This is a genomic window from Pseudarthrobacter sp. PvP004 (genome assembly GCF_017876035.1).
Taxonomy (GTDB): Bacteria; Actinomycetota; Actinomycetes; order Actinomycetales; family Micrococcaceae; genus Arthrobacter; species Arthrobacter aurescens_A.
This window is the reverse complement of record NZ_JAGINL010000001.1, coordinates 2,298,775-2,324,985: the sequence shown is the minus strand read 5'-3', so window position 1 is coordinate 2,324,985 and position 26,211 is coordinate 2,298,775. Positions and strand designations below refer to the sequence as shown.

The window sequence follows — 26,211 nt, the reverse complement described above, 5'->3', positions numbered from 1 at the left end:
AGCCAATGTGAGCCGCTCGTGATGTGACAAGAAGCCCTTGTGTTCGAATATATGTTCGAATAACATGGCTGCATGAACGAAGCTCCCAAGCCGCCGGAAGGCATTCAAGGACCCATGAAAGCGATGAGCCCCGGCGTCGTCGATTTCCTGTTCAGGCAGCTCGTAGCGGGCGAGCCTCCGGAAGACACCCAGTGGCGGCGTGAAGGTCCTGTCTTGGCGGAGCAGACGCCGGGGTCCGAACTCGCCCGTCGGCTGTCCGAGACGGACCTGGCGTCCTTGACGCCACTGGAACTTTTCGAGTACGTTCGCGCCTCGCAGCGCTTGGTGGCTTGGGCAGAACAGCTCAAGGAGCGGGCAGTGGCGCACTACTGTGCGGAGGAGCCTGCACGGGCGCCCAAACCCGCTTAACAGCCTCGGACCCGTCTCCTTCCACAGCTCTGTCGCCGGCGAATGAGGACCACCACGCGGGACCCATTCTTCCAACAAGCCTGCGACAGGGTAACGTTTTTCGTATGTCTGACTTGCGCGCCCACGTTCCCGCCCTTGGTACCCTGCTGACCGCCATGGTCACCCCGTTCACTGAGGACGGCAAGGTGGACTATGACCAAGCCGCAGCGCTGGCAGAAAAGCTCGTTCAGGACGGATGCGACGGACTCGTGGTCACCGGTACCACTGGAGAGACGTCAACCCTTACGGACGATGAAAACCTCGGTATGTTCCGGGCGGTCAAAGAAGCCGTTGGAGGCAAAGCCGCCATCATTGCCGGGACCGGCACCAACGACACCGCCCACTCCGTGCACCTCTCGCAGCGTGCGGCAGAAGTCGGCGTCGATGGTCTCCTGGTCGTCACCCCTTACTACAACAAGCCCAGCCAGGCAGGCGTTCGTGCGCACTTCGAGACGATTGCATCGGCCACGGACCTGCCCGTCATGCTCTACGACATTCCGGGCCGTTCCTCCATTGCGATCGCTCCCGAGACCATGATTGCGCTTGCGAAGCACCAGAACATCGTGGCCGTCAAGGACGCCAAAGCGGACTTCGCTGCTGCAACGCGGGTCATGGCTGAAACGGACCTGGTCTTCTACTCCGGTGATGACGGATTGACGCTGCAGTGGATGGCACTCGGCGCCGTCGGCCTGGTGGGCGTCACTACTCACGTCGCCACCAGCCGCTTCCGCGAGCTGATCGACGCCGTCAACGCCAGCGACCTCGCCAAGGCAAGGGCCATCAACTTTGAACTGGAGCCCGTCATACGCGCAACCATGACGCGGGTCCAAGGCGCAGTAGCCGCCAAGCAGATTCTCAAGTGGCAGGGAGTCCTGCCCAACTCGGTTGTCCGTTTGCCCCTCGTGGAGCCGGACGCGGCCGAGATCGAAATCATCCGCGGGGATTTGGCAGAAGCCGGAATGGACTTCGACGTCCAGGACGGTTCCGCCGGAAAGTAGCAAAACATGACCCAAACCGCCCTTCCCGGACTGGTTACTCCGCCGAAACTGCCGAAAGGCACACTGCGGATTGTCCCGCTCGGTGGACTGGGAGAGATTGGCCGCAACATGGCGGTCTTCGAAATCGACGGCAAACTGCTGGTGGTTGACTGTGGCGTGCTCTTCCCCGAGGAAACCCAGCCCGGCGTCGATTTGATCCTGCCTGATTTCTCCTACATTGAGGACCGTCTGCAGGACATCGTAGGCGTCGTGCTGACCCACGGCCACGAGGACCACATTGGCGCGGTTCCCTACCTCCTGCGCCTCAAAGCCGATATCCCTCTGATCGGATCGCAGCTGACTCTTGCCCTGGTGGAAGCCAAGCTCCAGGAACACCGGATCAAGCCGTACACGCTGACCGTCACTGAGGGGCAGGTGGAGCAGTTCGGCCCGTTCGAGTGTGAGTTCGTTGCAGTCAACCACTCCATCCCGGATGCCTTGGCAGTCTTCATCCGAACCGAGGGCGGCAACGTCCTCCACACCGGCGACTTCAAGATGGATCAGTTGCCGCTGGATGGCCGTATTACGGACCTTCGACACTTCGCGCGTTTGGGCGAAGAGGGCGTGGACCTGTTCATGGCAGACTCCACCAACGCGGACGTACCGGGCTTCACCACCGCCGAGAAGGAAATCGGGCCCACCTTGGACCGGTTGTTCGGACAGGCCAAGAAGCGCATCATCGTGGCCTCATTCTCTTCCCACGTTCACCGTGTCCAGCAAGTTCTGGATGCCGCAGCCAAACATGGCCGCAAGGTGGCCTTCGTTGGCCGTTCAATGGTCCGCAACATGGCTATCGCAGCCAAGCTTGGCTACCTCGATGTCCCCGAAGGCATCCTGGTGGACATCAAGAACATCGACAACATGCCGGACGACCGCGTGGTTCTCATGTCCACCGGATCGCAGGGTGAGCCGATGGCTGCGCTCTCCCGCATGGCCAACGGTGACCACCGTGTGGTGGTGGGCAAGGGAGATACCGTCATCCTGGCCTCCAGCCTCATCCCGGGCAATGAGAACGCCGTTTTCCGTATCATCAATGGCCTCCTCAAGCTCGGCGCCGATGTGATCCACAAGGGCACGGCAAAGGTTCACGTGTCCGGGCACGCAGCCGCCGGTGAACTGCTCTACTGCTACAACATCCTTGAGCCTCTCAACGCGATGCCCGTCCATGGTGAAACCCGCCACCTGATTGCCAATGGCAACATTGCGCTCGAATCAGGTGTCCCGGCCGAGGGCATCATCCTGAGCGACAACGGCACTGTCATTGACCTCAAAGACCATAAGGCCAACGTGGTGGGCCAGGTGGAAGTCGGCTTTGTCTACGTCGATGGTTCCAGCGTGGGAGAAATCACCGACGCCGACCTCAAGGACCGTCGCGTCCTGGGGGATGAGGGCTTCATTTCCGTTATCACGGTCATCAGCCGGACCACCGGCAAGATCGTGTCCGGCCCGGAGATCCATGCCCGCGGTGTGGCCGAGGATGACTCCGTCTTCGACGAGATCATCCCCAAGATCAACGCCGCCCTCGAAGATGCTGTGCTTAATCACACCGACCACACCAACCACCAGTTGCAGCAAGTGGTCCGCAGGATCATCGGCACGTGGGTTAACCGCAAGCTTCGCCGCCGCCCCATGATCATCCCCGTGGTCCTGGAGGCGTAGCCAGCCAGCAACATGAATACCCAAGGGGGCCTGAAATCCGCGGATTTCAGGCCCCCTTGGGGTAGCGTGGCACTTATGGCGACCCGTACTACCTCCACGCCACGAGGCAGCTCCAGCAGTAAATCCGGCGGCACAGGCCGGAGCACAGCCGCATCCAAAACCAGCGGAGCTGCGTCCAAGAGCGGGCGCGGCAGCACTGCCCGCACCAAACAGGCGGCCGCCGTCGAGCCTCATGCTCCTCTGCCGCTTCGCATGCTTTCAGGTTTCTGGCAGGGCATCGGCCACGTTGTCGGCGCCGGGGTCCGGCGAATCGGCTACGACGTCAGTGATCTGGATCCCGCCGACCGCCGGGACGGTGCAGCCCTGTTCAATTTGGTGTTGGGCATTGCCATCGCCACCTTCGCTTGGTGGGGTCTGACCGGGTGGCTCCCTGACATGGTTTACAGCGTGGTCAATGGGACCTTCGGGTGGATGTCCCTGATCCTGCCCTTCATGCTGTTCGTCTGTGCTTTCCGTCTTTTCCGCAAGCCACAGGATGGCCGTGGGAATAACCGCGTGGGTATCGGTTTCATGATCATGACCCTGGCAGGGTCGGGCCTGGCCCATGTCATTGGTGGCCTGCCCACCGTTGCGGATGGCTTCGACGGCCTGCGCAAAGCTGGCGGAATGCTGGGTTTCCTCGCCGCCGCCCCGTTGGCTGCAATCCATATGGCTGTCCCCGTGGTCCTTTACGGACTATTGGCGTTTGTGTCTCTGTTGATCGTCACGGCTACGCCGTTTGGTGCCATTCCGTCCCGGATCAGGGGCGCCTATGAACACCTCATGGGTGTTGACCTCATGGATGAGTCCGGCAAAGACGCCCATGACCGCAGCTACCTCTATGAAAACGAAGCTTCCACCAAGCCGAAGAAAAAGAAGCGCATGCGCTTCTTTGGCAAGGACGAGGAAACAGATACGAGCCTGGAAGGTTACGTCGGGGACGAGGCCTTCGAGCACGCAATAGTCGACGACGACGAAACTCCGCGTGCGTCCGAACCGCGCGTTCCACCGGGCGTGCGTCGTCCAACGCAGGCCGAGATCGCCGTCGGAAAGATCAAGGCCGCCCAAGGCCTGGGTGGCGCCACGCCAGGTATCGACAACCCCACCGAGGCCATCCCGATACTGACTCCGGAGATGACCGCGCCTGTGGCTCCGGTTGCCCAGGTTCCCGCGAAACCCGCAGGGGCGCCCCTCCCTCAGGCGCCCATTCCGCAGCGCACCGAGCAACTGTCCCTTGCCGGCGATGTCACCTACACCTTGCCGGCATCGGACTACCTGACGCCCGGCTCCATTCCGAAGGAGCGCACGGAAGCCAATGACGCCGTCGTCGCTGCGCTGACGGACACCCTGACGCAATTCAACGTTGAGGCCGCGGTGACCGGCTTCAGTCGTGGTCCCACTGTGACGCGTTATGAGATCGAGCTGTCTCCCGGTACCAAGGTGGAGCGCGTCACTGCCTTGTCCAAGAACATCTCTTATGCCGTGGCGTCGAGCGATGTCCGCATCCTGAGCCCGATTCCCGGCAAGTCCGCCATTGGTATCGAGATCCCGAACACTGACCGCGAGACCGTATCGCTGGGTGATGTGCTGCGGAGTCAGAATGCGCGCAGGACCGACCACCCGATGGTCATGGGCGTCGGCAAGGACGTCGAGGGTGGCTACGTGGTAGCCAACCTCGCCAAGATGCCTCACTTGCTCGTTGCCGGTGCTACCGGTGCTGGTAAGTCGAGCTTCGTGAACTCCATGATCACCTCCATCCTTATGCGTGCCACGCCTGATGAGGTACGGATGGTCATGGTGGACCCCAAGCGCGTGGAGCTCACGGCGTACGAGGGCGTCCCGCACCTGATTACGCCCATTATCACCAACCCCAAGAAAGCGGCCGAGGCTTTGCAGTGGGTGGTTCGCGAGATGGACGCCCGCTACGACGACCTCGCCAACTACGGTTACAAGCACATTGACGACTTCAACAAAGCGGTCAGGGCGGGCAAGGTTGTGCCGCCCGTGGATTCCAAGCGCGTCATCAAGCCTTACCCGTATCTTCTGGTGATCGTTGACGAGCTCGCCGACCTCATGATGGTTGCCCCGAGGGACGTCGAAGACTCGATTGTCCGCATCACCCAGCTCGCGCGTGCCGCCGGCATCCACTTGGTGCTTGCAACGCAGCGTCCGTCCGTTGACGTCGTGACGGGCCTGATCAAGGCGAACGTTCCGTCCCGTATGGCGTTCGCTACATCGTCCGTGACGGACTCGCGTGTTGTGCTGGACCAGCCGGGCGCCGAGAAGCTCATCGGCCAAGGTGACGCTCTGTTCCTTCCGATGGGTGCTTCCAAGGCCATGCGTGTCCAAGGCGCGTGGGTCACGGAATCCGAGATCCATAAGGTTGTGGAGCACGTCAAGGGACAGCTGCAGGCTGTCTACCGTGACGACGTCGCTGCTGAGGCGCCCAAGAAGCAGATCGACGACGACATTGGAGACGACCTCGAGGTCCTGCTCCAGGCAACGGAGCTTGTGGTCACCACGCAGTTCGGCTCAACCTCCATGCTTCAGCGAAAGCTTCGGGTGGGCTTTGCCAAGGCCGGCCGCCTCATGGACCTCCTGGAATCCCGCGGCGTTGTGGGTCCCTCAGAAGGTTCCAAGGCGCGGGACGTCCTGGTCAAGCCCGATGACCTCGCAGCAGTACTTGCCGCGATGAAGGGCCAGGAATCACCCGCTGCGCCCGACGCGCATACCGCCGCGCTGAGCGATAACGCGAACTCGAACATCGCCGTCGGCGGTTATGCCGAAGACCTTGTGCAAGCGGACCTGGACAACCGGACGCAGGCCATCGAATACTACGACGGCGCCGATGGCCCGAATGATGACGAAGAGGGCGGCGAGGACGCCTGGTCGCTCACGGGGCGTTAGCCCAAGGAAGGCAGCCCCAAAGAAGGTAGCCTAGTGGGGTGACTACAGCCGAGGGTGATAACGCGACTTCCAGCAGTTCCGACGTCTGGAACCTGCCCAACATCCTCACGATGCTCCGCATCGTCCTGGTTCCCTTCTTCGTCTGGTTCCTGGTGGCCGACGACGGCGAATACGGCGTGTGGCGCTGGGCCGCTGTTGTCGCCTTCGCCGTCGCCATCTATACGGACAAGCTCGACGGCGACATTGCCCGGGCGCGGGGCCTCATCACCAACTTCGGCAAGATTGCCGATCCCATCGCCGACAAGCTGCTGATCGGTTCTGCGCTGGTTCTCCTGTCCATCCTGGGAGAGTTGCCGTGGTGGGTAACTATCCTCATCCTGGTGCGGGAGTGGGGGATAACCGCCCTACGCTTCGTGGTTATCCGGTACGGCGTCATGCCTGCCTCCCGCGGGGGCAAGCTGAAGACAGTGGTCCAAACGGTGGCCATTTTCCTTTACATCCTGCCGCTGAAGGCGATCGCTCCCTGGCTGGGCGACGTCGCCTTCTGGGTCATGATGGTGGCTCTCGCCATCACCCTCTGGACCGGCGTCGAGTACGTCATCCAAGCGCTGAGGCTGCGCGCGGCCGGGCGGCGTGCATGACGCCCGATGACGGCGCATCCGCCGCTGAACAGACGTCGACGGCGGCGGTGGCTATTGCCATCGGGAACAAACTGACCGTGGCTACCGCTGAGTCACTGACGGCGGGCATGGTTGCGGCAGTATTGGCCAACACCCCGGGAGCATCCGGGATGCTGCAGGGCGGCGTGGTTGCCTACCAGAATTCAGTGAAGGCCGGTGTCCTGGGTGTTTCCCAGCAGCTGCTCTCAGAGGTCGGCTCCGTTGACGGGCAGGTGGCGGAGGCCATGGCCGACGGCGCAAGGCGGGTCTGTGGCGCCGATCTTGGGATTTCCACTACGGGGGTGGCCGGACCTGAGCCGCATGACGGCAAAGCAGTAGGCACGGTGTTCATCGGAATTGCCGGGAAATCCGGAACGGAGTCGTTTGAATACAGTTTTTCGGGGGACAGGCAATCCATCAGGGAACAAGCTTGCGGGGCCGCCTTGGCGCGTCTGCTTGCTGCCCTGAGTGACGTTGGTTACCGTTCGTAAAGTAGTCGGGAACAAAAACTGATTGCCAATAGTTGTGTCATTGTGTCGCTTCGGAAGAGCCGGGGCGCCTAGGATGTAAAAACCAACCCGGTCCGCCAGCCAGCGAACCGGACGAATGAGGGAGCAAGGCGATACAGATGGTAAAGCAGCCCGTATCCGTAAACGGCGTTGTCCGCTGGAAGGATGTGGGCTTGGCTGATCAGGCACAGAGCGAACAGAAGGAGCGCAAAATGGTTGTACTACGCCACGAGATCGGTGATGTACTGCGCGATGTCCGCCAGCGTCAGGGCCGTACCCTCCGCGAGGTTTCGCACAGCGCCCGCGTCTCACTCGGCTACTTGAGTGAAGTTGAACGCGGCCAGAAGGAGGCTTCTTCCGAGCTCCTGTCCTCTATCTGCACAGCCCTGGATGTTCCGTTGTCCCACATGCTTCGCGAAGTCAGCGACCGCGTGGCCGTCGCAGAAGGTGTCGCAGTTCCGGACACTGTTCCGCAGGAATTCTCCCAGCGTTACGGGCGCGATCTCGACCTCACGGACGACTTCCCGCAAGGAATGCTCTCCGGAGCCAGGTAACCGCTCCACCAGAACCATGGAAAAGGTCCCCAGCCTCAGGCTGGGGACCTTTTTCGTATGAGTTCGTGGGATGCAGGCGCGGCAGGATGCTGCCTAAACGCCCGTGGGCTTGTCCTCGGCGTCGATTCCAGGTTCCTTCACGTTGAGCACACCGTCGCCGTAGATCGCGTTGAGCCGGCCCATGTAATCAGCCAACGTTTGGACGTCCTCCAGTGGCCATTCGCCGAGTCGTTCTCGGAACACCTGCCTGCGGGCATCCTGAACCTGGTGCATCTTCTCTTCGCCCTTATCCGTCAACCGGATGGACTGGGCCCTGCCGTCCTGGGGATCCGCTTCTTTGTACACCAGGCCGATGCTTTCCAGAAAGGCGATCTGGCGGCTCACGGAGGGCTTGCCTACCCCGATGCACGTGGCCAGGTCAGTGAGCCGGATGGGCCCCTCCCGGCGGATGACTGTGAGGAGTCCATAGGCGGCAGGTTCCATGTCAGGGTGGACCTGGCGCGACAACTGGTGGGAGATAGAACGGGCACGGCGCCAGAGCAGGCTCAGCTGGTGTTCAACCTGCTGGAGGGCGTCGTCCGCGGCGTCGCCTGGCACGGCCGTACTTGGCGTGCTCTGGAGAGGATTGCTCATGGCAACCATTCTAGAGTCCGGGGCCATGAGAGACTCTATCCGTGAGGGCAAGTGACTTTTGGCGACTGATGGACGATGAATTCGGGGCAGGCTACTCCCGGGTCCTGGCCAACTCGCTGGTACTCGCCGGCGTTGGCGGACGGACTGCCGTGGAGGCGTTGGCCTCCGGTTATCAGCCCCGCGAGGTCTGGTTGGCCATGTGTGAGGTCCAGGATGTTCCCCCCGAACGCAGGCTTGGCAGGGATATCAAACCGACTGCCAATTGAACTCCGGCACCCGATGGTGACGGCGTCCCGGCATGGGACACGCCGGGACGTTGTTCGAATATCTGTTCGGGTGGGGATATGCTCCTGTGAGAGGAAAATTGATCTCGAAGGACGCATTCCAGAGCCTCCGGCAGCCCGGTTATCCACATAGCCATTGCCGGCTACTAAAAATGTCAGAGCACCGTAATAGCGTCTGACGTGACAGGAAAGCGGCCCTTCGGGCCACTCCACAGCGAGAAAGCATCAGAGGTGTGAACCATGGCGGCAACCCCGGATCGTGAGAAGGCGCTCGAAGCAGCGCTTGCCCAGATCGACAAGCAGTTCGGCAAAGGCTCCATCATGCGCCTGGGTGATGACACCCGCGCGCCGATTGAGGTCATTCCGACCGGCTCCATTGCACTGGATGTCGCCCTTGGCATTGGCGGCCTGCCGCGAGGCCGAGTGGTGGAAATCTACGGCCCGGAGTCCTCGGGTAAGACCACCGTTGCGCTTCATGCCGTGGCCAACGCGCAGCGGGCAGGTGGCATTGCAGCCTTCATTGACGCTGAGCACGCCCTTGACCCGGACTACGCTGCCAAGCTTGGCGTGGATACGGATGCACTCCTGGTCTCCCAGCCGGACACCGGTGAGCAGGCCCTGGAGATCATGGACATGTTGGTGGGCTCCGGCTCGCTGGACATCGTGGTCATTGACTCCGTGGCGGCCCTGGTACCCCGCGCCGAAATCGAAGGCGAAATGGGCGACTCCCACGTTGGCCTCCAGGCCCGACTCATGAGCCAGGCATTGCGTAAGATCACAGGCCGCTTGAGCCAGACCAAGACCACCGCCATCTTCATCAACCAGTTGCGTGAAAAGATCGGCGTGTTCTTCGGATCTCCGGAAACCACCACCGGTGGTAAGGCCCTGAAGTTCTACGCCTCAGTGCGAATCGACGTCCGTCGTATCCAGACCCTGAAGGAAGGTGCGGACTCCGTCGGTAACCGCACCAAAGCGAAGATCGTCAAGAACAAGATGGCTCCGCCGTTCAAAATCGCCGAGTTCGACATCATCTACGGTCAGGGCATCTCCCGCGAGGGCGGCATTATTGACATGGGTGTGGAGCACGGCATCATCAAGAAGTCGGGCTCGTGGTTCACGTACGACGGCGATCAGCTCGGCCAGGGCATGGAGAACTCGCGTCGATTCCTTCGGGATAACCCTGAGCTTGCTCAGGAGCTTGAGCGCCTGATCAAGGAAAAGCTTGGCGTGGGCGTCGTCAAGACGGAAGAAGATTCCCCGAAACTGAAGGCCGTTGACGGCTAGAAGAGGGCCGGATCCGAATTCTTCGGTTGCGGCCGATCCCGAACCTGATCCCGAATCCGTGGCGCGTGCCATCGTGCTGAGGCAGTTGACGATGGCGCCGCGGAGTCGGCTGCAGTTGTCCCGGAAACTCGCGGAACGCAATGTTCCCGAGGACGTGGCGCAGGCAGTTCTGGATCGCTTCGAAGAGGTTCAGCTGATCGATGATGCTGAGTTTGCCAGAATGTGGGTCCGGAGCCGCTCGCAAAGCAAAAAGCTTGCCAAGGGTGCCATTCGTCGTGAACTGGCAGACAAAGGCATCGAGTTGGACGCAGCGGAAGAGGCCCTCTCGCAGCTCAGTGACCAAGACGAGGAATTGGCTGCCCGGGAGCTCGTTCAGCGCAAGCTGCGGCCGGGCATGGATTTGTCAGATCGGGCCGAGCGGGACAAGTACACCCGCCGGTTTGCATCCATGCTGGCACGCAAAGGGTATGCCCCTTCCTTGGCTTTCAGAATCGTCGGTGAGGTGCTGGCAGAAGCCGGTACCCTTGAGTAGTGAGTTTGACCATTCCCTCCCCAATAGCTGCCACCACTCCTTCTGCTGCGTCCATGACTGCCGGTGAGCCCAAGACCTATCAGGTTCGGACTTTTGGCTGCCAAATGAACGTCCATGATTCCGAGCGCATGGCGGGGCTCCTTGAAGAGGCCGGTTATGTGCCCGCTGACGGTGAGGTGGCGGACGTCGTGGTCTTCAACACGTGTGCTGTCCGGGAGAATGCAGACAACAAACTCTACGGAAACCTCGGCCAGCTGCGGCAGGTCAAAGAGGCGAACCCCGGTATGCAAATTGCAGTTGGCGGTTGCCTGGCCCAGAAGGACCGCGAAACCATTGTGAAGAAGGCACCGTGGGTTGATGCTGTATTCGGAACGCACAATGTGGGAGCTCTCCCGGCTTTGCTGAACCGTGCCCGGCACAACAATGAGGCACAGCTGGAGATTCTCGAATCCCTGGATGTGTTCCCGTCGACGCTCCCCACAAAGCGTGACTCGGTTTATGCAGGATGGGTCTCCATCTCCGTGGGTTGCAACAACACCTGCACTTTCTGCATTGTGCCCTCGCTTCGTGGCAAGGAGAAGGACCGGCGCCCGGGCGAGATCCTGGCCGAAATCCAGGCACTCGTTGATGACGGAGCTGTGGAAGTAACGTTGCTGGGCCAGAACGTGAATTCGTACGGTGTGGAGTTTGGTGACCGTCAGGCATTCTCCAAACTCCTGCGTGCTTGCGGTGAAATCGAAGGTCTGGAGCGTGTTCGTTTCACCAGCCCCCACCCCGCTGCATTTACGGACGATGTCATAGACGCCATGGCCGAGACACACAACGCCATGCCACAGCTGCATATGCCGTTGCAGTCCGGCTCGGACAAAGTGCTCAAGGACATGCGTCGTTCATATCGCTCCAGCAAATTCCTGGGGATCCTGGACAAAGTGCGGGACCGCATCCCCCACGCCGCCATCACGACGGACATCATCGTTGGCTTCCCGGGCGAAACCGAAGAAGACTTCCAGGCGACCCTGGATGTCGTGGAGAAGTCGCGGTTTGCGTCCGCTTTTACGTTCCAGTACTCAAAGCGGCCAGGCACGCCGGCCGCAGACCTTCCGGAGCAACTCCCCAAGGCCGTGGTGCAGGAGCGCTACGAAAGGCTCACGGCGCTGCAGGACCGCATTGCTGCAGAAGAGAACGCCAAGCAGCTGGGACGGAAGGTGGAGGTCCTGGTCACAGCGCAGTCAGGGCGGAAGGCCGGTGAAACACACCGGTTGTCCGGCCGTTCCAAGGACCAGAGGCTGGTCCACTTCTCCGTGCCTGCAGGTGCTGAGGCTCCGAGGCCCGGTGACTTCGTCACGGTGACCATTACGGAGGCCGCTGCTTTCCACCTTGTAGCTGACCCGGCGGGCGCAGACGATTACCTCTTGCGCCGCTCCCGCGCAGGGGATGCCTGGGACCGTTCGCAGGCTGATTCCTGCGGAGTACCCGCAGCAGGAGCGGCGTCAGGCAAGGCCGGTGTGTCGTTGGGCATGCCGTCGCTGCCAACTCGTCGCGCTTAGAGAGACGGATCACAGGACCTCATGTCGTTCACCAGACAGGAACCTCCTCGGCCTGTCATTGCAGTTGTAGGCCCCACAGGTTCCGGTAAGTCGGATCTGGGCGTCAACCTCGCCCTTGCTTTGGATGGTGAGGTAATCAACGCCGACGCCTTGCAGTTTTACCGCGGCATGGACATTGGTACCGCCAAGATCACAGTGGAAGAGCGCAGGGGTGTGCCACACCATTTGCTTGACTCCATGGACGTCACCCAGGAGGCCAGCGTCGCGGACTTCCAAGATGAATGCCGCGCTGCCATCAATGACATTCACTCGCGGGGAAAGCGCGCTATCCTCGTGGGCGGATCCGGATTGTATGTGCGGGCCGCCTTGGATGTGCTGGAGTTTCCCGGCACTGATCCCACACTCCGCAAGGAGCTGGAAGAAGAGTGCGAAAACAACGGGCTTGCGCCGCTGCGTGCCCGCCTGGAGGAAGTCGATCCCGTGTCGGCGGCCCGCCTTGGCGACGCCCGGCGCGTGATCCGTGCTTTGGAGGTCCACGGCCTCACTGGCCGCCCCTTTAGTTCGTTCATGCCGCAGCGGGAGTACTTCCAGCCTGCACTGCAGATCGGCCTTGAAGTGGATCGGGAGCAACTAAGGGAACGTCTGGCCGAGAGGGTCCATCGGATGGTGGAGGCCGGTCTTCAACAAGAAGTTGAACGACTCGACGCCGTCGGGTTGCGGAGCGGCAAGACAGCTTCGCGCGCCTTGGGGTATGCCCAGTTCCTGAAGGTTCTTGACGGTGAGATGACCGCAGACACTGCAGCTGAGGAAACCATCGTGGCCACCAGGCAGTTCGCGCGTCGCCAGCTGACGTGGTTCCGGGCGGATCCACGCATCACTTGGCTGGGTTGGCAGGATCCGGAGCTTGTGGACAAGGCGGTCAAGGTGGTCAACGCGGCTTCGACGTAGCCGATGCAATTTCTGGCCGAACAGGCGCGGCAGGTAGCCTAGAACCATGGATGAAACCGCCGCAGTTCCCGCCCGGCAGGCCGCAACTGCCGACGTGTCAGTGACACCTCCCAGCCTCGCAGGCCTGACATTTTCCAAGGGTCACGGAACGGGCAATGACTTTGTGCTTATCGCTGATCCCGGGGACGCCCATGAGGTCACGGCTGAGCAGGTGGCGCAATTGTGCGACCGCCATGTGGGCATCGGGGGTGACGGCCTTATCCGGGCGGTCCCGTCCCGCTTTCTCCCGGAAGGCCGCGTTGCCCTGGAGCAGGATCCCCAAGCAGAGTGGTTCATGGACTACCGCAATGGGGATGGTTCGCTTTCCGAGATGTGCGGCAATGGCGTGCGCGTCTTCGTCCATTTTCTGATCGCGGAGGGTTTGGTGGACCTGGGGCCCGGTCAGACCCTCACTATCGGCACACGCGGCGGCGTAAAAAAGGTTGTACGCACGGTCAACGGCTATGCCGTGGATATGGGCCCGTGGGAGTTCATCTTCCCCGAGGAAGCCACCAGCAAGGCCATGGATGCACTGGTCAGCGCCGAGGGCCTGGAAGTGCCAAGGCCCGGCCTGTCAGTCAGCATGGGCAATCCCCACACGGTAGTTGCCCTTGCGGAACTTAGCGAGCTTTCAGCCACACAACTGTTCAAGGCTCCCGTGGTGGATCCCAAGCCCGCCAATGGAACCAACGTCGAGTTTGTGGTCCCCGCCGAGCCGCTGGTGGAGGACGGTGTAGGAACCATCACCATGCGCGTTCACGAGCGTGGCGTGGGGGAGACACAGTCCTGCGGCACGGGCGCGTGTGCCGCCGCCGTCGCGATCCGTCACTGGGCGGGGGACACAGCCCCGAACGACTGGCACGTCAAAGTGCCGGGCGGCGTCGTGGGTGTGAAGTTCTTCCCCGGGGCAGGCGGCCGCGAGCATGTGGAACTTAGCGGCCCGGCCGTGATTGTGGCTACTGGGACGCTTTCCTGACCCGGATGATCCTGAACGTCTTGGACGTGCTTTCACGGGAAACCGTGTAAGAACTGTCCAGTTCGGCGGCGAGCCATCGCTGGAGGGAGTCCGAGCCCAGGTTCTTCTGCACAACCAACCAGGCGTTGCCTCCCGGGGCCAGCCGGGGCAGCCACGTCAGCAGCAGAGAGTGTAGTTCGTCCTTGCCGATGCGTATGGGCGGGTTGGACCAGATGGTGTCGAATTCGACGGCGGGATCTACCTCGTGCGGGAGGCTCGCCGTGACGTTGGTGAGGCCGAGCGCCGTCGCGTTCTCGTTGGTCAGCGCGATGCAACGCTCATTCACGTCCACGGCATGAACGTGGGCATGTGGCGCCATCAGGCCTAGGGTCAGGGCAATCGGGCCCCAGCCACAGCCGATGTCCAGAAGGTGACCCTTCGGTGACGGCGGTGGAACCTCGGCGAAAAGCACCGCCGTGCCCTTGTCTACACCGTCGGGACTGAAGATGCCCGATGAGGTCTGCAGATGGCGCGTGGCCCCAGCGAGTTCAACTGTGAGTGGCTTGCGCGTGAACGGTCCTGCCGGTTGGGCGGTGAAATAGTGTGCAGACTCCATAATTTGCCAGATTAGTTGGCTATCGTCGGCTTGGGAAACCGCCTCCGTCCACGGCAGGGTTGACAACGGCTGCTAAAGTGGAACGCATGTTCTTGATCTTCGAGTAATCAGCCGAACAACGCCTGATTCATCAGGTGTTGTATGGCACCGCCCGCGACGCAGGCCCCGCTTGGCATTTCAGCCCGGCCCGGCCTTTCCGCCCGGCAGGTCCCAATGGCCCAGTTTGGTCGCAACGGCTCAGTCCGTTGGTTCCATGCCGAGCCGGACACTCTGAAGATCCCGTCCCGCCTTTCTATTCGCTGTGGACCGCTAACGTTTTGCGGCCGAAGCGCAGGGACAGGCAGCGCATCCTCACCTTGGCCAAGGACCCTCCCCGCGGAATCAACCACGCCACATCACAACAGCCCTGCCCCCACAAGGCCCGGGCTGCCCAGTACACAGGAGGCCCTTTTGGCCGATGCCCGTCAGCCCAGCGCGAATAGCGCCCCACCCAGCAGCAAACAGCACTATTCTGGAATTGCCGAACAGTCTAAGGAGACCATGACCACCCAGAAGCACTCCGGATCCGATTCCGACGCCCAGGACATGAGTCCTGAACAAATCCAGGCCGTCATCGACCGGATTCTTTCCAAGGATGTACCTGCGCAGGCATCCGACGACAACGACGCCAATGGTGTGTTCGGCAAGGCGCAGGCGATTTCCACGCTGGACCAGGAACACAGCATCTTCGACGGCGATCAGGAAGATTTGGCTGAACGCCGCGCTCTTCGCCGTACCGCAGGACTGTCCACCGAGCTTGAGGACGTCACTGAGGTCGAATACCGGCAGCTGCGCCTGGAGCGAGTTGTCCTGGCCGGCCTGTGGACCGAGGGGACTCTTGCTGATGCAGAGAACTCCCTCCGCGAACTCGCGGCACTGGCTGAGACCGCCGGATCCGAGGTGCTGGATGGCTTGGTTCAGCGTCGGCAGAAGCCGGACCCCGGGACCTTCCTTGGTTCCGGTAAAGCCCAGGAACTCAAGGACATCGTCGCCGCCACCGGCGCAGACACCGTGGTGGTGGATACAGAGCTCGCGCCGTCTCAGCGACGCGGCCTTGAGGACATTGTGAAGGTCAAGGTCGTTGACCGGACCACATTGATCCTGGACATCTTCGCCCAGCACGCCAAGAGCCGGGAAGGCAAGGCGCAGGTTGAGCTCGCGCAGCTCGAATACCTGCTCCCGAGGCTTCGTGGTTGGGGTGACTCCATGTCCCGTCAGGCCGGTGGCCAGGTGGGTGGAGCAGGCGCTGGCATGGGCTCGCGTGGTCCGGGTGAAACCAAGATCGAACTTGATCGACGGCGAATCCGCACCCGCATGGCCAAGCTGCGTCGTGAAATCGCCGCGATGAAGCCAGCGCGCGAGACCAAGCGCGCCAACCGCCGTCGTAATGCTGTTCCGTCCGTCGCCATCGCCGGGTACACGAACGCCGGCAAGTCGTCCCTGCTCAACCGCCTCACCGACGCCGGTGTCCTGGTGGAGAACGCCCTGTTCGCCACCTTGGATCCCACGGTCCGCAAGGCGCAAACCCCGGATGGCATCGGCTATACCCTCGCAGATACCGTTGGATTCGTTCGTTCACTGCCAACCCAGCTGATTGAGGCTTTCCGGTCCACGTTGGAAGAAGTTGCAGATGCGGACCTGATCCTCCATGTGGTGGATGCATCGCACCCTGATCCTGAGGGCCAGATTGCCGCAGTAAGGGCCGTTTTCACCGAAGTGGATGCCCGCAAGGTTCCGGAAATCATCGTCCTCAACAAGGTTGATGTCGCGGATCCCTTTGTGGTGGAGCGCCTTAAGCAGAAGGAACCCCGCCACGCTGTGGTGTCCACCCGCACGGGTCAGGGTATTGCCGAACTGCTGGAAGACATCAGCCGATCCATTCCCCGGCCTGGCGTGCGCCTTGAACTGCTCATTCCCTACGACCGCGGGGAAATGATCAACAAACTGCACAATTCCGACTCGGAAATCCTCAGCCTTGAGCATGAGGAGAACGGGACCCGCGTAGTTGTCATGGTGCGTGAAGGTCTGGCTGCCGAACTGGAGTCATTCGTCAGTAATGGTTGAGAAGGTGGCGGCGGACGGCGTCGAGTCGGCGGGGGAGAAAGCCACCCTCGAGTTGTTGGACCGGGCTGTTGCCGGCATGGGCGGACAAAGCCGTACGGGTCAGCACGAAATGGCCAAGTATGTGACCCGGGCTATTGAGACCGGAGAGCATTTGCTGGTCCAAGCGGGAACGGGAACGGGTAAGTCCTTGGCTTACCTGATTCCGTTGATCGCTCATTCCATGGACAGCGACAAACCGACGCTCGTGTCCACCGCCACCTTGGCACTCCAGACTCAGATCGTCGGCCGTGATCTTCCCCGGCTGCTGGAGACGATCAATCCTGCCCTTGAGCGTCCGGTCAACGTGGCATTGGTCAAGGGCAGGGCCAATTACGTGTGCCTGCAGAAACTTGAAGGCGGATTCCCCAGCGAAGAGCCCTCCGAAGGGCAGCTGTTCTCCTTGGGCGAGGACACCAGCGTGCCTCACTTTGCTGCCTCCATGGGCGGGCCGCAATCCCAGCTGGGCAAGGAAGTAGTCCGCCTCCGGGAATGGGCGGAGAAGACCGCTACGGGCGACCGGGACGAACTGATGCCGGGCGTCACTGACAGGGCCTGGCGTCAGGTGTCCGTCACGTCCATGGAGTGCTTGGGTGCGCAGAAGTGCCCTCTGGCCGAGGAGTGCTTCAGCGAGCTGGCGCGCTCCAGGGCGGGGGAGGCCGACGTCGTGGTCACCAACCATGCCATGCTTGCCGTCAGCGCCTTCGAAGGCCTCGCTGTGCTGCCTGAGTACGACGTCGTGGTGGTTGATGAGGCGCATGAGCTTCAGGACCGCGTGACCGGTGCCGTATCAGGGCAGTTGTCGGTGGCGATGGTCCACGCTGCGGCATCCAGTGCCCGCAAGCACACAGCCATAACAGTGGACGCCCTCAACGCTGCAGCGGACCGGCTGGATATGGCCATCGCCGGCGTACCCAACGGGCTGTTGCCCAGTGGCCTCAATGACGAGCAGCTCGATTGCCTGGACCAATTGCGGGACGCCACGCGCGCTGCGCTCTCGGATTCCAAGACTGATTCGTCAACCGCAGTGGACGGCGGCCGCCAGCTCGCGCGCTCACGGCTCATGCTCATCCTGGAACTGTGCGAGCGAATGCTGGCCGCCAAAGAGAACCGGGAAGTTGTCTGGTTCTCGCGGAACAGCACATTCGACCCCCAGCAGGGCTATTCGCAACCGGATGAGACTGCCCCGGCTTTGATCAATATCGCCCCGCTCAGTGTGGCCGGACGGCTTCGGGAGGGCCTCTTCGCCGGCCATACCGTGGTGCTGACTTCCGCCACGCTGGCCATAGGCTCTGCCTTCGAGCCGGCAGCAGGCGGCCTCGGCCTGATTGGCGACGGTGCCCCGAGTTGGACAGGGATCGATGTCGGATCGCCCTTTGACTACCCCAAGCAGGGTGTGTTGTACGTGGCTAAGCACCTGCCCAAACCCGGTCGGGGAACTTCGCCCGAGGCGCTGGACGAATTGGAAGACCTCATCCGGGCCTCCGGAGGCGGGGCTCTGTGCCTGTTCTCCTCACGGCGTGCGGCAGAGGAAGCAGCCGATGCCATGCGACTCCGGCTGGACGTGGATATCCTCTGCCAGGGCGAATCAACTATGGCGGCCCTCGTGAAGCAATTCGCGGATGAGCCGGACACCTGCCTCTTTGGAACAATGTCACTGTGGCAGGGGGTCGACGTTCCTGGCGGCTCATGCCGTCTGGTGGTGATTGACCGCATTCCCTTCCCGCGCCCCGATGATCCCCTCATGACTGCCCGCTCCCGGGCAGTGGCACAATCAGGCGGGAATGGCTTCATGGCCGTATCAGCAACGCACGCTGCCATCAGGCTGGCGCAGGGCGCTGGCCGCCTGATCCGCTCGACGGGCGACAAAGGGGTAGTGGCAGTGCTCGACTCGAGGCTTTCGACGGAACGTTACGGAGGCTTCCTGCGTGCCGCCCTGCCGCCCTTCTGGGCAACGACGGACCGATCAGTGGTCCGAGGCGTTCTGGAGCGTCTGGGCTCCGCTAAGGCCCCGTAGCGCAACCTTCCCGTGGACACCTGCTGGTGTCCACGGGAAGGGGCGTCTAGATGGAGCTGCATCTAGGGGGAACGGCGTCTAGAGAGAGCGCAGTACCGAAACTACTTTGCCCATGATGGTGGCCTGATCGCCGAGGATGGGTTCGTACTGGGTGTTTTGGGGGAGCAGCCACGTATGGCCGTCACGCTGGCGGAAGGTCTTCACGGTTGCTTCGTCATCCAGCAGGGCGGCCACGATGTCGCCGTTGATGGCGTCGTTCTGGCGGCGGACCACCACCCAGTCACCGTCACAGATGGCGGCATCAATCATGGAGTCGCCGGCCACTTTCAGCATGAACAATTCGCCGTGCCCCACAAGTTGCCGGGGGAGTGCAAGTACGTCTTCCACCGTCTGGTCAGCCAGGATTGGGCCACCGGCAGCGATGCGGCCAACCAGCGGAACCATGGCGGTATCGCTGGCGCTGGCGAGTTCCGTTACGGCAAGGCCACCCGCGCTGCGAAGGGTGGTGGGCGCTTCCACTCCCGGAATGGCCCCACCATCAAGGGTCAGCGGCATCAGGACTTCCATGGCGCGCGGACGCTTGGGATCCCTGCGGAGATAACCAAGCTTCTCCAACTGGGACAACTGATGAGTGACGCTCGACAAACTGGCCAGACCCACGGTGTCGCCGATCTCACGCATGCTGGGCGGGTAACCGTTGTCATTGACCGACCGTTGGATGGTCTCCAGGATCTTCTTCTGCCGGACAGTCAGGCTCTTGGGACTCTTTTGAGGCTGCTGGCTCCGCAGGGGTGCCCCGCCGCCTGTGGCTTTCGCTGCCATGTTCGCCAATGCCTTTCCTTTCGGCCCCGAACCGTGCCCGGGGTTGTCGGGTCTGCAAAAAATGTCAGACCCTCCTGTTCCACTGAAACAGTGCTGTTTCTTCACTCAAACGTAGGGCAGGCACAGGCGTTTATCAAACATTTGTTCTAGCGAGTCTCGACACCGTTCGTTGATAAGTGCTAAAAATGTCATAGCAAGGTTCGAATATGTGTTCTATAAACCTGATGCTGAAGCCGGATGTTCGAACATAGCGTTCGAATATCCGGAGCCAGAGGAAGGGAACACCAAGAATTGGCCGCCAAGCACCGGGCACCCCGGAGCTTGGCAATAGCTCAGAAGGGCTCAGCTCATGTCCGCAATCACTACGTTCGCTGATTTCCGCACCACCCAGGCACCTGCTCGCCTGCGTCTCACCCGGCGGGGACGGATTGTTTTCTTCGGCATTCCGGCAATGCTGCTGGTGGCGGCACTGCTGAGCCTGGCCGGTTTCATCAACTCTCCAGCCAAGGCCTCGGACTCGCAGTCCCAACTGCGTCCGCCCGTTGCCGTCACCGTCACGGTTCAGCCGGGGCAGTCCCTGTGGGGCATCGCCGGCGCTGCCGCTCCCGAGCGGGACCCTCGGGATGTCATCGCAGAGATCATCCAGCTGAACGACCTCCGCGGCGGTCGCATCCTGCCAGGCCAGCAGCTGTTCGTTCCGGCGAACTGAGCCAGTTCCCATCCGCAGGAACCCGTGGTCGGGCGTCACAGTTAGTCGGCAGTACCGGCGGCCCCTTAAACTAAGTTGGTGAGTGACCAGCTTGAGCGACTTGACCGACTTCCCCTCCGGACCAACCTGCGTGGACTGAGCCCCTACGGCGCACCGCAGCTTGATGTCCCCATTCTGCTCAATGTCAACGAGAACACTCATGGCGTCCCCGCAGATGTCCAAGCCGCCATCACCGAGGCCGTAGCCGCTGCGGCCACAGGACTGAACCGCTATCCGGACCGCGAGTTCACCGAACTTCGTGAAGCCTTGGCCGAGTACCTTGGCCACGGACTTTCTCCGGACAACATTTGGGCCGCCAACGGATCCAATGAAGTCCTGCAGCAGATCCTTCAGGCATTTGGCGGACCCGGCCGCAAGGCCTTGGGCTTCCCTCCCACGTACTCCATGTACCCCCTGCTTGCCAGTGGCACAGACACCGAGTATGTCCGCGGAGTGCGTGCCGACGACTACGGGCTGGATGCCCAATCAGCCGCTGCCCAGGTTCGGGAAACGGGAGCCAACATTGTGTTCCTGTGTTCACCCAATAACCCCACGGGTACAGGCCTGAGCCTTGACGTCGTCGAGGCCGTCTATGAGGCCGGCGAAGCGAGCCAGGCCATTGTGATCGTGGATGAGGCTTACCACGAGTTCGCGCACGACAATACCCCGAGCGCCTTGACCCTGTTGCCCGGACGCGAGCGTCTGATCGTCTCGCGCACCATGAGCAAGGCATTCGCCTTGGCGGGCGCCAGGCTCGGATACATGGCGGCTGCCCCGGAAGTCACGGACGCCATCAGGCTGGTCCGCCTCCCGTACCACCTCTCTGCCGTCACGCAGGCAACGGCCCTCGCAGCTCTCAATCACCGCGAAGCCCTTATGGCCGATGTTGAGGACATCAAGGTTCAGCGCGACCGCATCGTTACTGAGTTGCTGCGCATGGGCCTCAAGCCTGCGGCATCAGACTCCAACTACGTCTTCTTTGGAGGACTGGAGGATCCGCACACCATCTGGCAGGGCCTGCTGGATGCCGGCGTGCTGATTCGCGATGTCGGCATCCCCGGACACTTGCGCGTCACTGCCGGAACCGAGCCGGAAACCACAGCTTTCCTGGAGGCTTTGGAAGCATTGCTGGACGGCACAGCGCCACACCGCGCCTAAACTTGTCCATAGACCCAACCCACCCTCCGTGTATAAGGACGTCCCAATGAGCGAAACCGGCGCCACGCCGACCGCTGCCCGCACTGCGCGCATGGAGCGCACCACCAGCGAGTCTTCCGTCCTGGTGGAGATCAACCTGGACGGTTCCGGTGTCTCCGACATCAGTACCTCGGTACCGTTCTATGACCACATGCTGACGGCACTGTGCAAGCATTCCCTGATTGACATGACCGTCAAGGCAACCGGCGATACCCACATTGATGCGCACCACACGGTGGAAGATGTCGCCATCACCTTCGGGGAGGTCCTTCGCCAGGCCTTGGGCAACAAAGCCGGTATTCGTCGCTTTGGTGAAGCAACGGTTCCCTTGGACGAAGCCTTGGCTCACGCCGTCGTTGATGTTTCCGGACGTCCCTACCTGGTCCACGGCGGTGAGCCGGCCGGACAGGAGTATCACCTGATCGGCGGGCACTTCACGGGATCGCTGACCCGTCACGTTTTTGAGGCCATCACGCTGCACGCCGGCATCTGCCTGCACATGAACGTCCTTGCCGGACGGGACCCGCACCACATTGTAGAGGCCCAGTTCAAGGCCTTTGCGCGCGCGCTGCGTGCGGCCGTGGAGTCCGATCCCCGAGTGGAGGGCATTCCGTCCACCAAGGGCGCACTATGAGCGGCCAGGTTTTGAAGGATGGGGCAGTGGCGGATGCCATTGCGTCCGTGAAGCCGGAGTCGCCGGAAGGCAAGCCCACCGTCACCGTATTGGACTATGGATCGGGCAACGTTCGGTCCGCTGTCCGTGCGCTTGAACGCGCGGGCGCCCATGTGGTGTTGAGCTCCAAGCCTGAGGACGTGCTCAACGCTGATGGTCTGGTGGTTCCCGGGGTTGGTGCCTTCGAGACGGTGATGAAGGAACTTAAGTCCGTTGACGGCATCCGCATGATCGGGCGCCGGGTTGCCGGTGGCCGCCCGGTGCTGGCCATCTGCGTCGGCTTGCAGGTCCTTTTCGAAGCCGGTGTTGAGCATGGCACCGAATCCGAAGGCATGGCCGAGTGGCCCGGCAAGGTTGAGCTCCTGCCCGCCCCCGTGGTCCCTCACATGGGCTGGAACACGGTAGACGTGCCGGAGGGCTCAAAGCTCTTCGCCGGCGTGGAAGAGGAACGTTTCTACTTTGTGCACTCCTACGGTGTTCAGGAGTGGAATTTCGACGTCGTGCAGCCCCGAATGGCTCCTCCCATGGTCACGTGGTCAGAGCACGGTGCACGCTTCATTGCTGCGGTGGAGAACGGCCCTCTCTGCGCCACGCAATTCCACCCGGAGAAGTCAGGCGACGCCGGAGCGCGGCTCCTGCGCAATTGGGTGGACAGCCTCCGCAAGCCCGCTCAGGAAGCATCCGGAAGCGGTGCCGCCTAAATGTGGTGGTCGGTAATACTCATGGGCCTCGCGGGCTTGCTGGTGGGTGGGGGTATCTCCTTCCACCAGCAGAAAAAGCCGCAATGGGTTTCCATTTCTTTCTATGTGCTGGCCGGGATGTCCCTGCTGGCCGCTTATCTCCTGACGCTGGGTAACTGAACCAGGCGCTCAACAAGCCCGCGTCACCTTTCAAACTCCAAGGACACACATGACCACCTCCGCCCAGTCCGTTCTGGAACTCCTTCCCGCCGTCGATATTGTTGACGGTCAGGCAGTCCGCCTCCTTCAGGGAGAAGCCGGTTCGGAAACCAGCTACGGCACACCCCTTGAAGCAGCTTTGAACTGGCAGAACGACGGTGCCGAATGGGTGCACATGGTGGACCTTGACGCCGCTTTCGGGCGCGGAAACAACGCCGCGCTGATCAGCGATGTCGTGTCGCAGCTCAATGTCAAGGTGGAGCTTTCCGGCGGTTTGCGGGACGACGAGTCCCTGGAACGTGCACTGGAACTGGGCGTCGCGCGCGTAAACCTCGGTACGGCAGCGTTGGAGAACCCGGAATGGACCCGGAAAGCAATCGACCGCTTCGGTGACAAAATCGCGGTCGGCCTTGATGTCCGCGGTACAACTCTTGCCGGGCGCGGTTGGACCAAGGAGGGCGGCGACCTCTGGGAGGTTCTGGCCCGCCTCGAGGATGCAGGTTGTGCGCGTTATGTAGTCACCGACGTCACCAAGGACGGAACACTGCAGGGCCCCAACGTGGAACTTCTGCGCCAGATGGTGGAGAAGACCGGCAAGCCTGTTGTCGCGTCGGGCGGAATCTCCAGCTTGGAAGACCTCCGAGTCCTGCGCGAACTGGTACCTCTGGGCGTTGAGGGCGCGATCGTAGGCAAGGCGCTCTATGCGGGTGCCTTCACGTTGCCCGAAGCCCTGGACGTTGCCGGCCGACGCTGATGCCCCACGACGAAGGACACGGGCATGGGGATCACGGCCACGGACGGCGTGAGCTTCCCGGCCACATTGCGGCCGCGTTGGCCGGCGCCGGGGGAGCTACCGACTCTGCAGGCCAGCCCTGGGCCGGCAGGAGCCTCAGCGGTGACGACGCCAAGATCCACAATTTCGAGGACGACGACGGCTCAGCGGACCCCGGGTACGTAGCCGCCGTGGCGGCACTGATCAACGGAACCGGCAGTGAGGCAGACGTTGTGGCCTCCCTGGCGACGGCACGGGTTTTCGTTCCGGTGGTTGCTCAGCTGGCTGAAGAAGCCGAAGGCGTTGACGGCCTGCACGCTGACAAGCAAGCGGATATGGCGTTGGTCACACTTAAGGCTCCTGATGGCCGCACGGCCATGCCGGTATTTACTTCCGCAGCCGCCCTCGAGGCATGGCATTCGGAGGCGCGGCCGGTTGCCGTTTACGCCGCGCGCGCAGCACTTTCGGCAGTATCTGAAGGCGCACAACTGTTGGTGTTGGATCCCGGTTCCGACTTTGCCTTTGTTGTGCGGCGCCCGGCCATGTGGGCCCTTGCCCAGCAGAAGGACTGGACGCCGTCATACCTTGATGATCAACTGGAGGCTGCTCTCGGTTCCACGGTCACGGCCTTCCGGACGGTCCGTCGACTCGAGACGCAACCCGGCGGCGGTGTTTCCTCGCTGACGGCCGATGGTCGTCAGGTCTCAGGAGGCGGTGCGGGGCCGGAACTACGCGTTGTTCTTTTCCTTGAGGATGGACTCGACGCCGTAGCGGTGCAAACTCTCGTTGCCCAACTGAACGAGGCGTGGGCGCAGATGGATTCCTTTGCCGAAAGCGTTGATTCCATGGAAGTAAAACTGCAGCGTGCAGCACAGGAGCCCACGCGGCATTAACGGCAGTACCGGTTCCCCGGGGCTGCCCTGGGGAACAAGAGGATTTAGCCAGTGAACTTCGCTCTCTACAAAGAGATGCTGTCCATCCGTCCTGTCCGGCGTCTACTGATAGTGGGCATGATTGCCCGCATTCCGCACTCGGCTGCCGGAGTGCTGCTGACGCTGCACATCGTGCTCACACTGGGCCAGGGATACGCTGCTGCCGGTGCGGCAGCAGCCGTCATGACCATCGGCATCGCGGTGGGTGCACCGTGGCGTGGCCGCCGGGTGGACATGGTGGGCCTCAGGAAGGCACTGATCCCTTCGGTTGTCTCCGAAACTGTCATCTGGTCGGTCGTTCCGCACGTTTCATACGAGTGGCTGCTGCCGCTGGTGTTCGTCGGCGGCCTTTTCACGCTGCCGATCTTCAGCGTTGTCCGCCAGTCGTTGGGCGTCATGGTGGATGGTGAGCAGAGGCGTTCGGCGTTCGCCCTTGATTCCATCGCCACCGAGCTGGTCTTCATGATCGGCCCGGCAGTCGGTGCCATCGTTGCCACCAGCGGCTTCTCGGCAATTGGTCTCACCGCGGTGGGAATCTCCGTCTCTGTGGCGGGACTGTTCCTCATGTGGTTCAACCCGCCAACACGCAGCGAGGTGGTGTGCAGCCCACAAGAATCGGCAGACCGGGCCGCAGCTGACCTCGCTGCCGCGGAGGCTGCCATGGTGGCTTCAGCGCCTGCCCACGTTCAGGAGGCGGCATCGGAGATGGCGTCGGCAACCTCGCGTACAGCAGCCCTTCGGACCCGGGTCGCCAGGAACTTCACCTGGTTCACGGTCTCTGTTGCGGCACTCTTCGCGGTTGCTGCGGGATCGGGCATGGTGCTTAGCGGGTCCGACGTCAGCATCGTCGGGCTGTTGGAACGTGGCGGGCACGAGAATGAAATCGGAATTGTCTTCTTCTTCTGGTGCGCCGCGTCGGTAATTGGCGGACTCATCTACGGGTCCATGAAGCGGTCCATCTCGCCAATGCTCTTGCTGCTTGGAATGGCCGCCCTCACCATACCTATGGGCTTCGCCCAAGACACGTGGACCCTTGCGTTCCTGTCGCTGCTGCCCGGCCTGTTGTGCGCCCCGGTTTTGTCGGCATCGTCGGAGAAGGTGGCTGACCTGGTGGACGAGGAACGCAGGGGTGAAGCGATGGGCTGGTACGGCTCCGCACTGACCGCTGGCGTTGCGTTGGGCGCTCCTCTCGCCGGGGTCTTCATTGACACGGTTGGGCCGTCGGGCGGCTTTGCGGCCGTCGGCATCGCCGGCGTCGCTCTCTGCGCTACGGGCCTCATCCTCACGTCTTTGCGCCGCCGGTCCGCGCGCGTCTGAGGCGCGGTATAACCAAGCAAACAACGACGGCGGGTCGACCACATGT

General features: G+C 62.1%; 26 protein-coding genes. 23 read left to right on the top strand and 3 right to left on the bottom strand.

The window, feature by feature from the left end:
- Window positions 1-72 precede the first annotated feature (72 nt).
- The 7 genes from J3A64_RS10465 (at window position 73) to J3A64_RS10435 (ending at window position 7,811) form a co-directional block, all read left to right on the top strand.
- Window positions 73-408, top strand: a complete 336-nt coding sequence (locus J3A64_RS10465) for a hypothetical protein (protein WP_210064254.1) — start codon at window positions 73-75, stop codon at window positions 406-408.
- A gap of 104 nt (window positions 409-512) precedes the next feature.
- Window positions 513-1,445 carry a 4-hydroxy-tetrahydrodipicolinate synthase gene (gene dapA, locus J3A64_RS10460; RefSeq protein WP_210064253.1) on the top strand — a complete coding sequence of 311 codons (933 nt, stop codon included), beginning with the start codon at window positions 513-515 and terminating at the stop codon, window positions 1,443-1,445.
- Between the two features lie 6 nt (window positions 1,446-1,451).
- Entirely contained in the window at window positions 1,452-3,143 is a 1,692-nt protein-coding gene (locus tag J3A64_RS10455) for a ribonuclease J (RefSeq protein ID WP_011774298.1), read from the top strand.
- Window positions 3,144-3,218: 75 nt separating this feature from the next.
- Entirely contained in the window at window positions 3,219-6,089 is a 2,871-nt protein-coding gene (locus J3A64_RS10450) for a DNA translocase FtsK (protein WP_043469997.1), read from the top strand.
- A 38-nt stretch (window positions 6,090-6,127) separates the two neighbouring features.
- Entirely contained in the window at window positions 6,128-6,730 is a 603-nt protein-coding gene (gene pgsA / locus J3A64_RS10445) for a CDP-diacylglycerol--glycerol-3-phosphate 3-phosphatidyltransferase (RefSeq protein WP_210064252.1), read from the top strand.
- A complete protein-coding gene (locus J3A64_RS10440) occupies window positions 6,727-7,239 on the top strand; it encodes a CinA family protein (RefSeq protein ID WP_014921287.1) in 513 nt (170 codons plus the stop codon). The genes pgsA and J3A64_RS10440 overlap by 4 nt, the downstream gene beginning before the upstream one ends.
- A gap of 137 nt (window positions 7,240-7,376) precedes the next feature.
- Window positions 7,377-7,811: a helix-turn-helix domain-containing protein gene (locus J3A64_RS10435; RefSeq protein WP_014921288.1), complete on the top strand. Its 435-nt coding sequence runs from the start codon at window positions 7,377-7,379 to the stop codon at window positions 7,809-7,811.
- Between the two features lie 93 nt (window positions 7,812-7,904).
- Here J3A64_RS10435 and J3A64_RS10430 read toward each other — a convergent pair whose 3' ends face one another.
- Window positions 7,905-8,444 (bottom strand): MarR family winged helix-turn-helix transcriptional regulator, encoded by a 540-nt coding sequence (locus J3A64_RS10430; RefSeq protein WP_051024926.1) that lies wholly within the window; start codon window positions 8,442-8,444, stop codon window positions 7,905-7,907.
- A gap of 68 nt (window positions 8,445-8,512) precedes the next feature.
- Here J3A64_RS10430 and J3A64_RS10425 point away from each other — a divergent pair, with 68 nt between their 5' ends.
- The 6 genes from J3A64_RS10425 (at window position 8,513) to dapF (ending at window position 14,054) form a co-directional block, all read left to right on the top strand.
- Window positions 8,513-8,710 carry a DUF3046 domain-containing protein gene (locus J3A64_RS10425; protein ID WP_014921290.1) on the top strand — a complete coding sequence of 66 codons (198 nt, stop codon included), beginning with the start codon at window positions 8,513-8,515 and terminating at the stop codon, window positions 8,708-8,710.
- A gap of 258 nt (window positions 8,711-8,968) precedes the next feature.
- Entirely contained in the window at window positions 8,969-10,012 is a 1,044-nt protein-coding gene (gene recA / locus J3A64_RS10420; protein WP_011774305.1) for a recombinase RecA, read from the top strand.
- Window positions 10,002-10,544 carry a regulatory protein RecX gene (locus J3A64_RS10415; protein ID WP_011774306.1) on the top strand — a complete coding sequence of 181 codons (543 nt, stop codon included), beginning with the start codon at window positions 10,002-10,004 and terminating at the stop codon, window positions 10,542-10,544. Before recA ends, J3A64_RS10415 begins: the two co-directional genes overlap by 11 nt.
- Window positions 10,544-12,091, top strand: coding sequence for a tRNA (N6-isopentenyl adenosine(37)-C2)-methylthiotransferase MiaB (gene miaB, locus J3A64_RS10410; protein WP_011774307.1), 1,548 nt, complete (start codon window positions 10,544-10,546; stop codon window positions 12,089-12,091). Before J3A64_RS10415 ends, miaB begins: the two co-directional genes overlap by 1 nt.
- Before the next feature lie 21 nt (window positions 12,092-12,112).
- Window positions 12,113-13,039, top strand: a complete 927-nt coding sequence (gene miaA, locus J3A64_RS10405; RefSeq protein ID WP_210064251.1) for a tRNA (adenosine(37)-N6)-dimethylallyltransferase MiaA — start codon at window positions 12,113-12,115, stop codon at window positions 13,037-13,039.
- Window positions 13,040-13,085: 46 nt separating this feature from the next.
- Window positions 13,086-14,054 (top strand): diaminopimelate epimerase, encoded by a 969-nt coding sequence (gene dapF, locus J3A64_RS10400; protein WP_014921294.1) that lies wholly within the window; start codon window positions 13,086-13,088, stop codon window positions 14,052-14,054.
- Here dapF and J3A64_RS10395 read toward each other — a convergent pair.
- On the bottom strand, window positions 14,035-14,649 hold the full coding sequence (locus J3A64_RS10395) for a class I SAM-dependent methyltransferase (RefSeq protein WP_014921295.1): 615 nt from the start codon (window positions 14,647-14,649) through the stop codon (window positions 14,035-14,037). The genes dapF and J3A64_RS10395 overlap by 20 nt on opposite strands.
- A 540-nt stretch (window positions 14,650-15,189) precedes the next feature.
- Here J3A64_RS10395 and hflX point away from each other — a divergent pair.
- On the top strand, window positions 15,190-16,752 hold the full coding sequence (gene hflX / locus J3A64_RS10390; RefSeq protein ID WP_043470004.1) for a GTPase HflX: 1,563 nt from the start codon (window positions 15,190-15,192) through the stop codon (window positions 16,750-16,752).
- The gene (locus tag J3A64_RS10385; protein WP_210064250.1) at window positions 16,745-18,805 is read left to right on the top strand and encodes an ATP-dependent DNA helicase; all 2,061 of its coding nucleotides are present in this window, start codon (window positions 16,745-16,747) and stop codon (window positions 18,803-18,805) included. Before hflX ends, J3A64_RS10385 begins: the two co-directional genes overlap by 8 nt.
- A gap of 78 nt (window positions 18,806-18,883) precedes the next feature.
- Here the strand turns inward: J3A64_RS10385 and lexA are convergent, their stop codons facing one another.
- A complete protein-coding gene (gene lexA, locus J3A64_RS10380) occupies window positions 18,884-19,627 on the bottom strand; it encodes a transcriptional repressor LexA (RefSeq protein WP_011774313.1) in 744 nt (247 codons plus the stop codon).
- 349 nt (window positions 19,628-19,976) lie between these two features.
- Here lexA and J3A64_RS10375 point away from each other — a divergent pair, with 349 nt between their 5' ends.
- The 8 genes from J3A64_RS10375 to J3A64_RS10340 all read left to right on the top strand — a co-directional run bounded on the left by J3A64_RS10375 (window position 19,977) and on the right by J3A64_RS10340 (window position 26,165).
- Entirely contained in the window at window positions 19,977-20,336 is a 360-nt protein-coding gene (locus tag J3A64_RS10375) for a LysM peptidoglycan-binding domain-containing protein (RefSeq protein WP_210064249.1), read from the top strand.
- 78 nt (window positions 20,337-20,414) lie between these two features.
- Window positions 20,415-21,533 (top strand): histidinol-phosphate transaminase, encoded by a 1,119-nt coding sequence (locus J3A64_RS10370; RefSeq protein WP_011774315.1) that lies wholly within the window; start codon window positions 20,415-20,417, stop codon window positions 21,531-21,533.
- A gap of 46 nt (window positions 21,534-21,579) precedes the next feature.
- On the top strand, window positions 21,580-22,206 hold the full coding sequence (gene hisB, locus J3A64_RS10365; protein ID WP_011774316.1) for an imidazoleglycerol-phosphate dehydratase HisB: 627 nt from the start codon (window positions 21,580-21,582) through the stop codon (window positions 22,204-22,206).
- The gene (hisH, locus tag J3A64_RS10360) at window positions 22,203-22,946 is read left to right on the top strand and encodes an imidazole glycerol phosphate synthase subunit HisH (RefSeq protein WP_011774317.1); all 744 of its coding nucleotides are present in this window, start codon (window positions 22,203-22,205) and stop codon (window positions 22,944-22,946) included. The genes hisB and hisH overlap by 4 nt, the downstream gene beginning before the upstream one ends.
- On the top strand, window positions 22,947-23,105 hold the full coding sequence (locus tag J3A64_RS10355) for a hypothetical protein (protein WP_210064248.1): 159 nt from the start codon (window positions 22,947-22,949) through the stop codon (window positions 23,103-23,105).
- A gap of 49 nt (window positions 23,106-23,154) precedes the next feature.
- Window positions 23,155-23,898 carry a bifunctional 1-(5-phosphoribosyl)-5-((5-phosphoribosylamino)methylideneamino)imidazole-4-carboxamide isomerase/phosphoribosylanthranilate isomerase PriA gene (gene priA, locus J3A64_RS10350; protein WP_011774319.1) on the top strand — a complete coding sequence of 248 codons (744 nt, stop codon included), beginning with the start codon at window positions 23,155-23,157 and terminating at the stop codon, window positions 23,896-23,898.
- Window positions 23,898-24,809: an SseB family protein gene (locus J3A64_RS10345; RefSeq protein ID WP_011774320.1), complete on the top strand. Its 912-nt coding sequence runs from the start codon at window positions 23,898-23,900 to the stop codon at window positions 24,807-24,809. The genes priA and J3A64_RS10345 overlap by 1 nt, the downstream gene beginning before the upstream one ends.
- Before the next feature lie 51 nt (window positions 24,810-24,860).
- A complete protein-coding gene (locus J3A64_RS10340) occupies window positions 24,861-26,165 on the top strand; it encodes an MFS transporter (RefSeq protein WP_011774321.1) in 1,305 nt (434 codons plus the stop codon).
- Window positions 26,166-26,211: the final 46 nt, after the last annotated feature.

Coding starts and splice junctions, on each gene's coding strand:
- dapF (WP_014921294.1), top strand. CDS start 13,086: ATGGATGAAACCGCCGCAGTTCCCGCCCGGCAGGCCGCAACTGCCGAC.
- miaA (WP_210064251.1), top strand. CDS start 12,113: ATGTCGTTCACCAGACAGGAACCTCCTCGGCCTGTCATTGCAGTTGTA.
- J3A64_RS10455 (WP_011774298.1), top strand. CDS start 1,452: ATGACCCAAACCGCCCTTCCCGGACTGGTTACTCCGCCGAAACTGCCG.
- J3A64_RS10425 (WP_014921290.1), top strand. CDS start 8,513: ATGGACGATGAATTCGGGGCAGGCTACTCCCGGGTCCTGGCCAACTCG.
- priA (WP_011774319.1), top strand. CDS start 23,155: ATGACCACCTCCGCCCAGTCCGTTCTGGAACTCCTTCCCGCCGTCGAT.
- J3A64_RS10345 (WP_011774320.1), top strand. CDS start 23,898: ATGCCCCACGACGAAGGACACGGGCATGGGGATCACGGCCACGGACGG.
- J3A64_RS10355 (WP_210064248.1), top strand. CDS start 22,947: ATGTGGTGGTCGGTAATACTCATGGGCCTCGCGGGCTTGCTGGTGGGT.
- J3A64_RS10465 (WP_210064254.1), top strand. CDS start 73: ATGAACGAAGCTCCCAAGCCGCCGGAAGGCATTCAAGGACCCATGAAA.
- J3A64_RS10440 (WP_014921287.1), top strand. CDS start 6,727: ATGACGCCCGATGACGGCGCATCCGCCGCTGAACAGACGTCGACGGCG.
- J3A64_RS10375 (WP_210064249.1), top strand. CDS start 19,977: ATGTCCGCAATCACTACGTTCGCTGATTTCCGCACCACCCAGGCACCT.
- J3A64_RS10450 (WP_043469997.1), top strand. CDS start 3,219: ATGGCGACCCGTACTACCTCCACGCCACGAGGCAGCTCCAGCAGTAAA.
- J3A64_RS10435 (WP_014921288.1), top strand. CDS start 7,377: ATGGTAAAGCAGCCCGTATCCGTAAACGGCGTTGTCCGCTGGAAGGAT.
- J3A64_RS10430 (WP_051024926.1), bottom strand. CDS start 8,444: ATGAGCAATCCTCTCCAGAGCACGCCAAGTACGGCCGTGCCAGGCGAC.
- dapA (WP_210064253.1), top strand. CDS start 513: ATGTCTGACTTGCGCGCCCACGTTCCCGCCCTTGGTACCCTGCTGACC.
- hisB (WP_011774316.1), top strand. CDS start 21,580: ATGAGCGAAACCGGCGCCACGCCGACCGCTGCCCGCACTGCGCGCATG.
- recA (WP_011774305.1), top strand. CDS start 8,969: ATGGCGGCAACCCCGGATCGTGAGAAGGCGCTCGAAGCAGCGCTTGCC.
- J3A64_RS10395 (WP_014921295.1), bottom strand. CDS start 14,649: ATGGAGTCTGCACACTATTTCACCGCCCAACCGGCAGGACCGTTCACG.
- hisH (WP_011774317.1), top strand. CDS start 22,203: ATGAGCGGCCAGGTTTTGAAGGATGGGGCAGTGGCGGATGCCATTGCG.
- J3A64_RS10385 (WP_210064250.1), top strand. CDS start 16,745: ATGGTTGAGAAGGTGGCGGCGGACGGCGTCGAGTCGGCGGGGGAGAAA.
- hflX (WP_043470004.1), top strand. CDS start 15,190: ATGACCACCCAGAAGCACTCCGGATCCGATTCCGACGCCCAGGACATG.
- lexA (WP_011774313.1), bottom strand. CDS start 19,627: ATGGCAGCGAAAGCCACAGGCGGCGGGGCACCCCTGCGGAGCCAGCAG.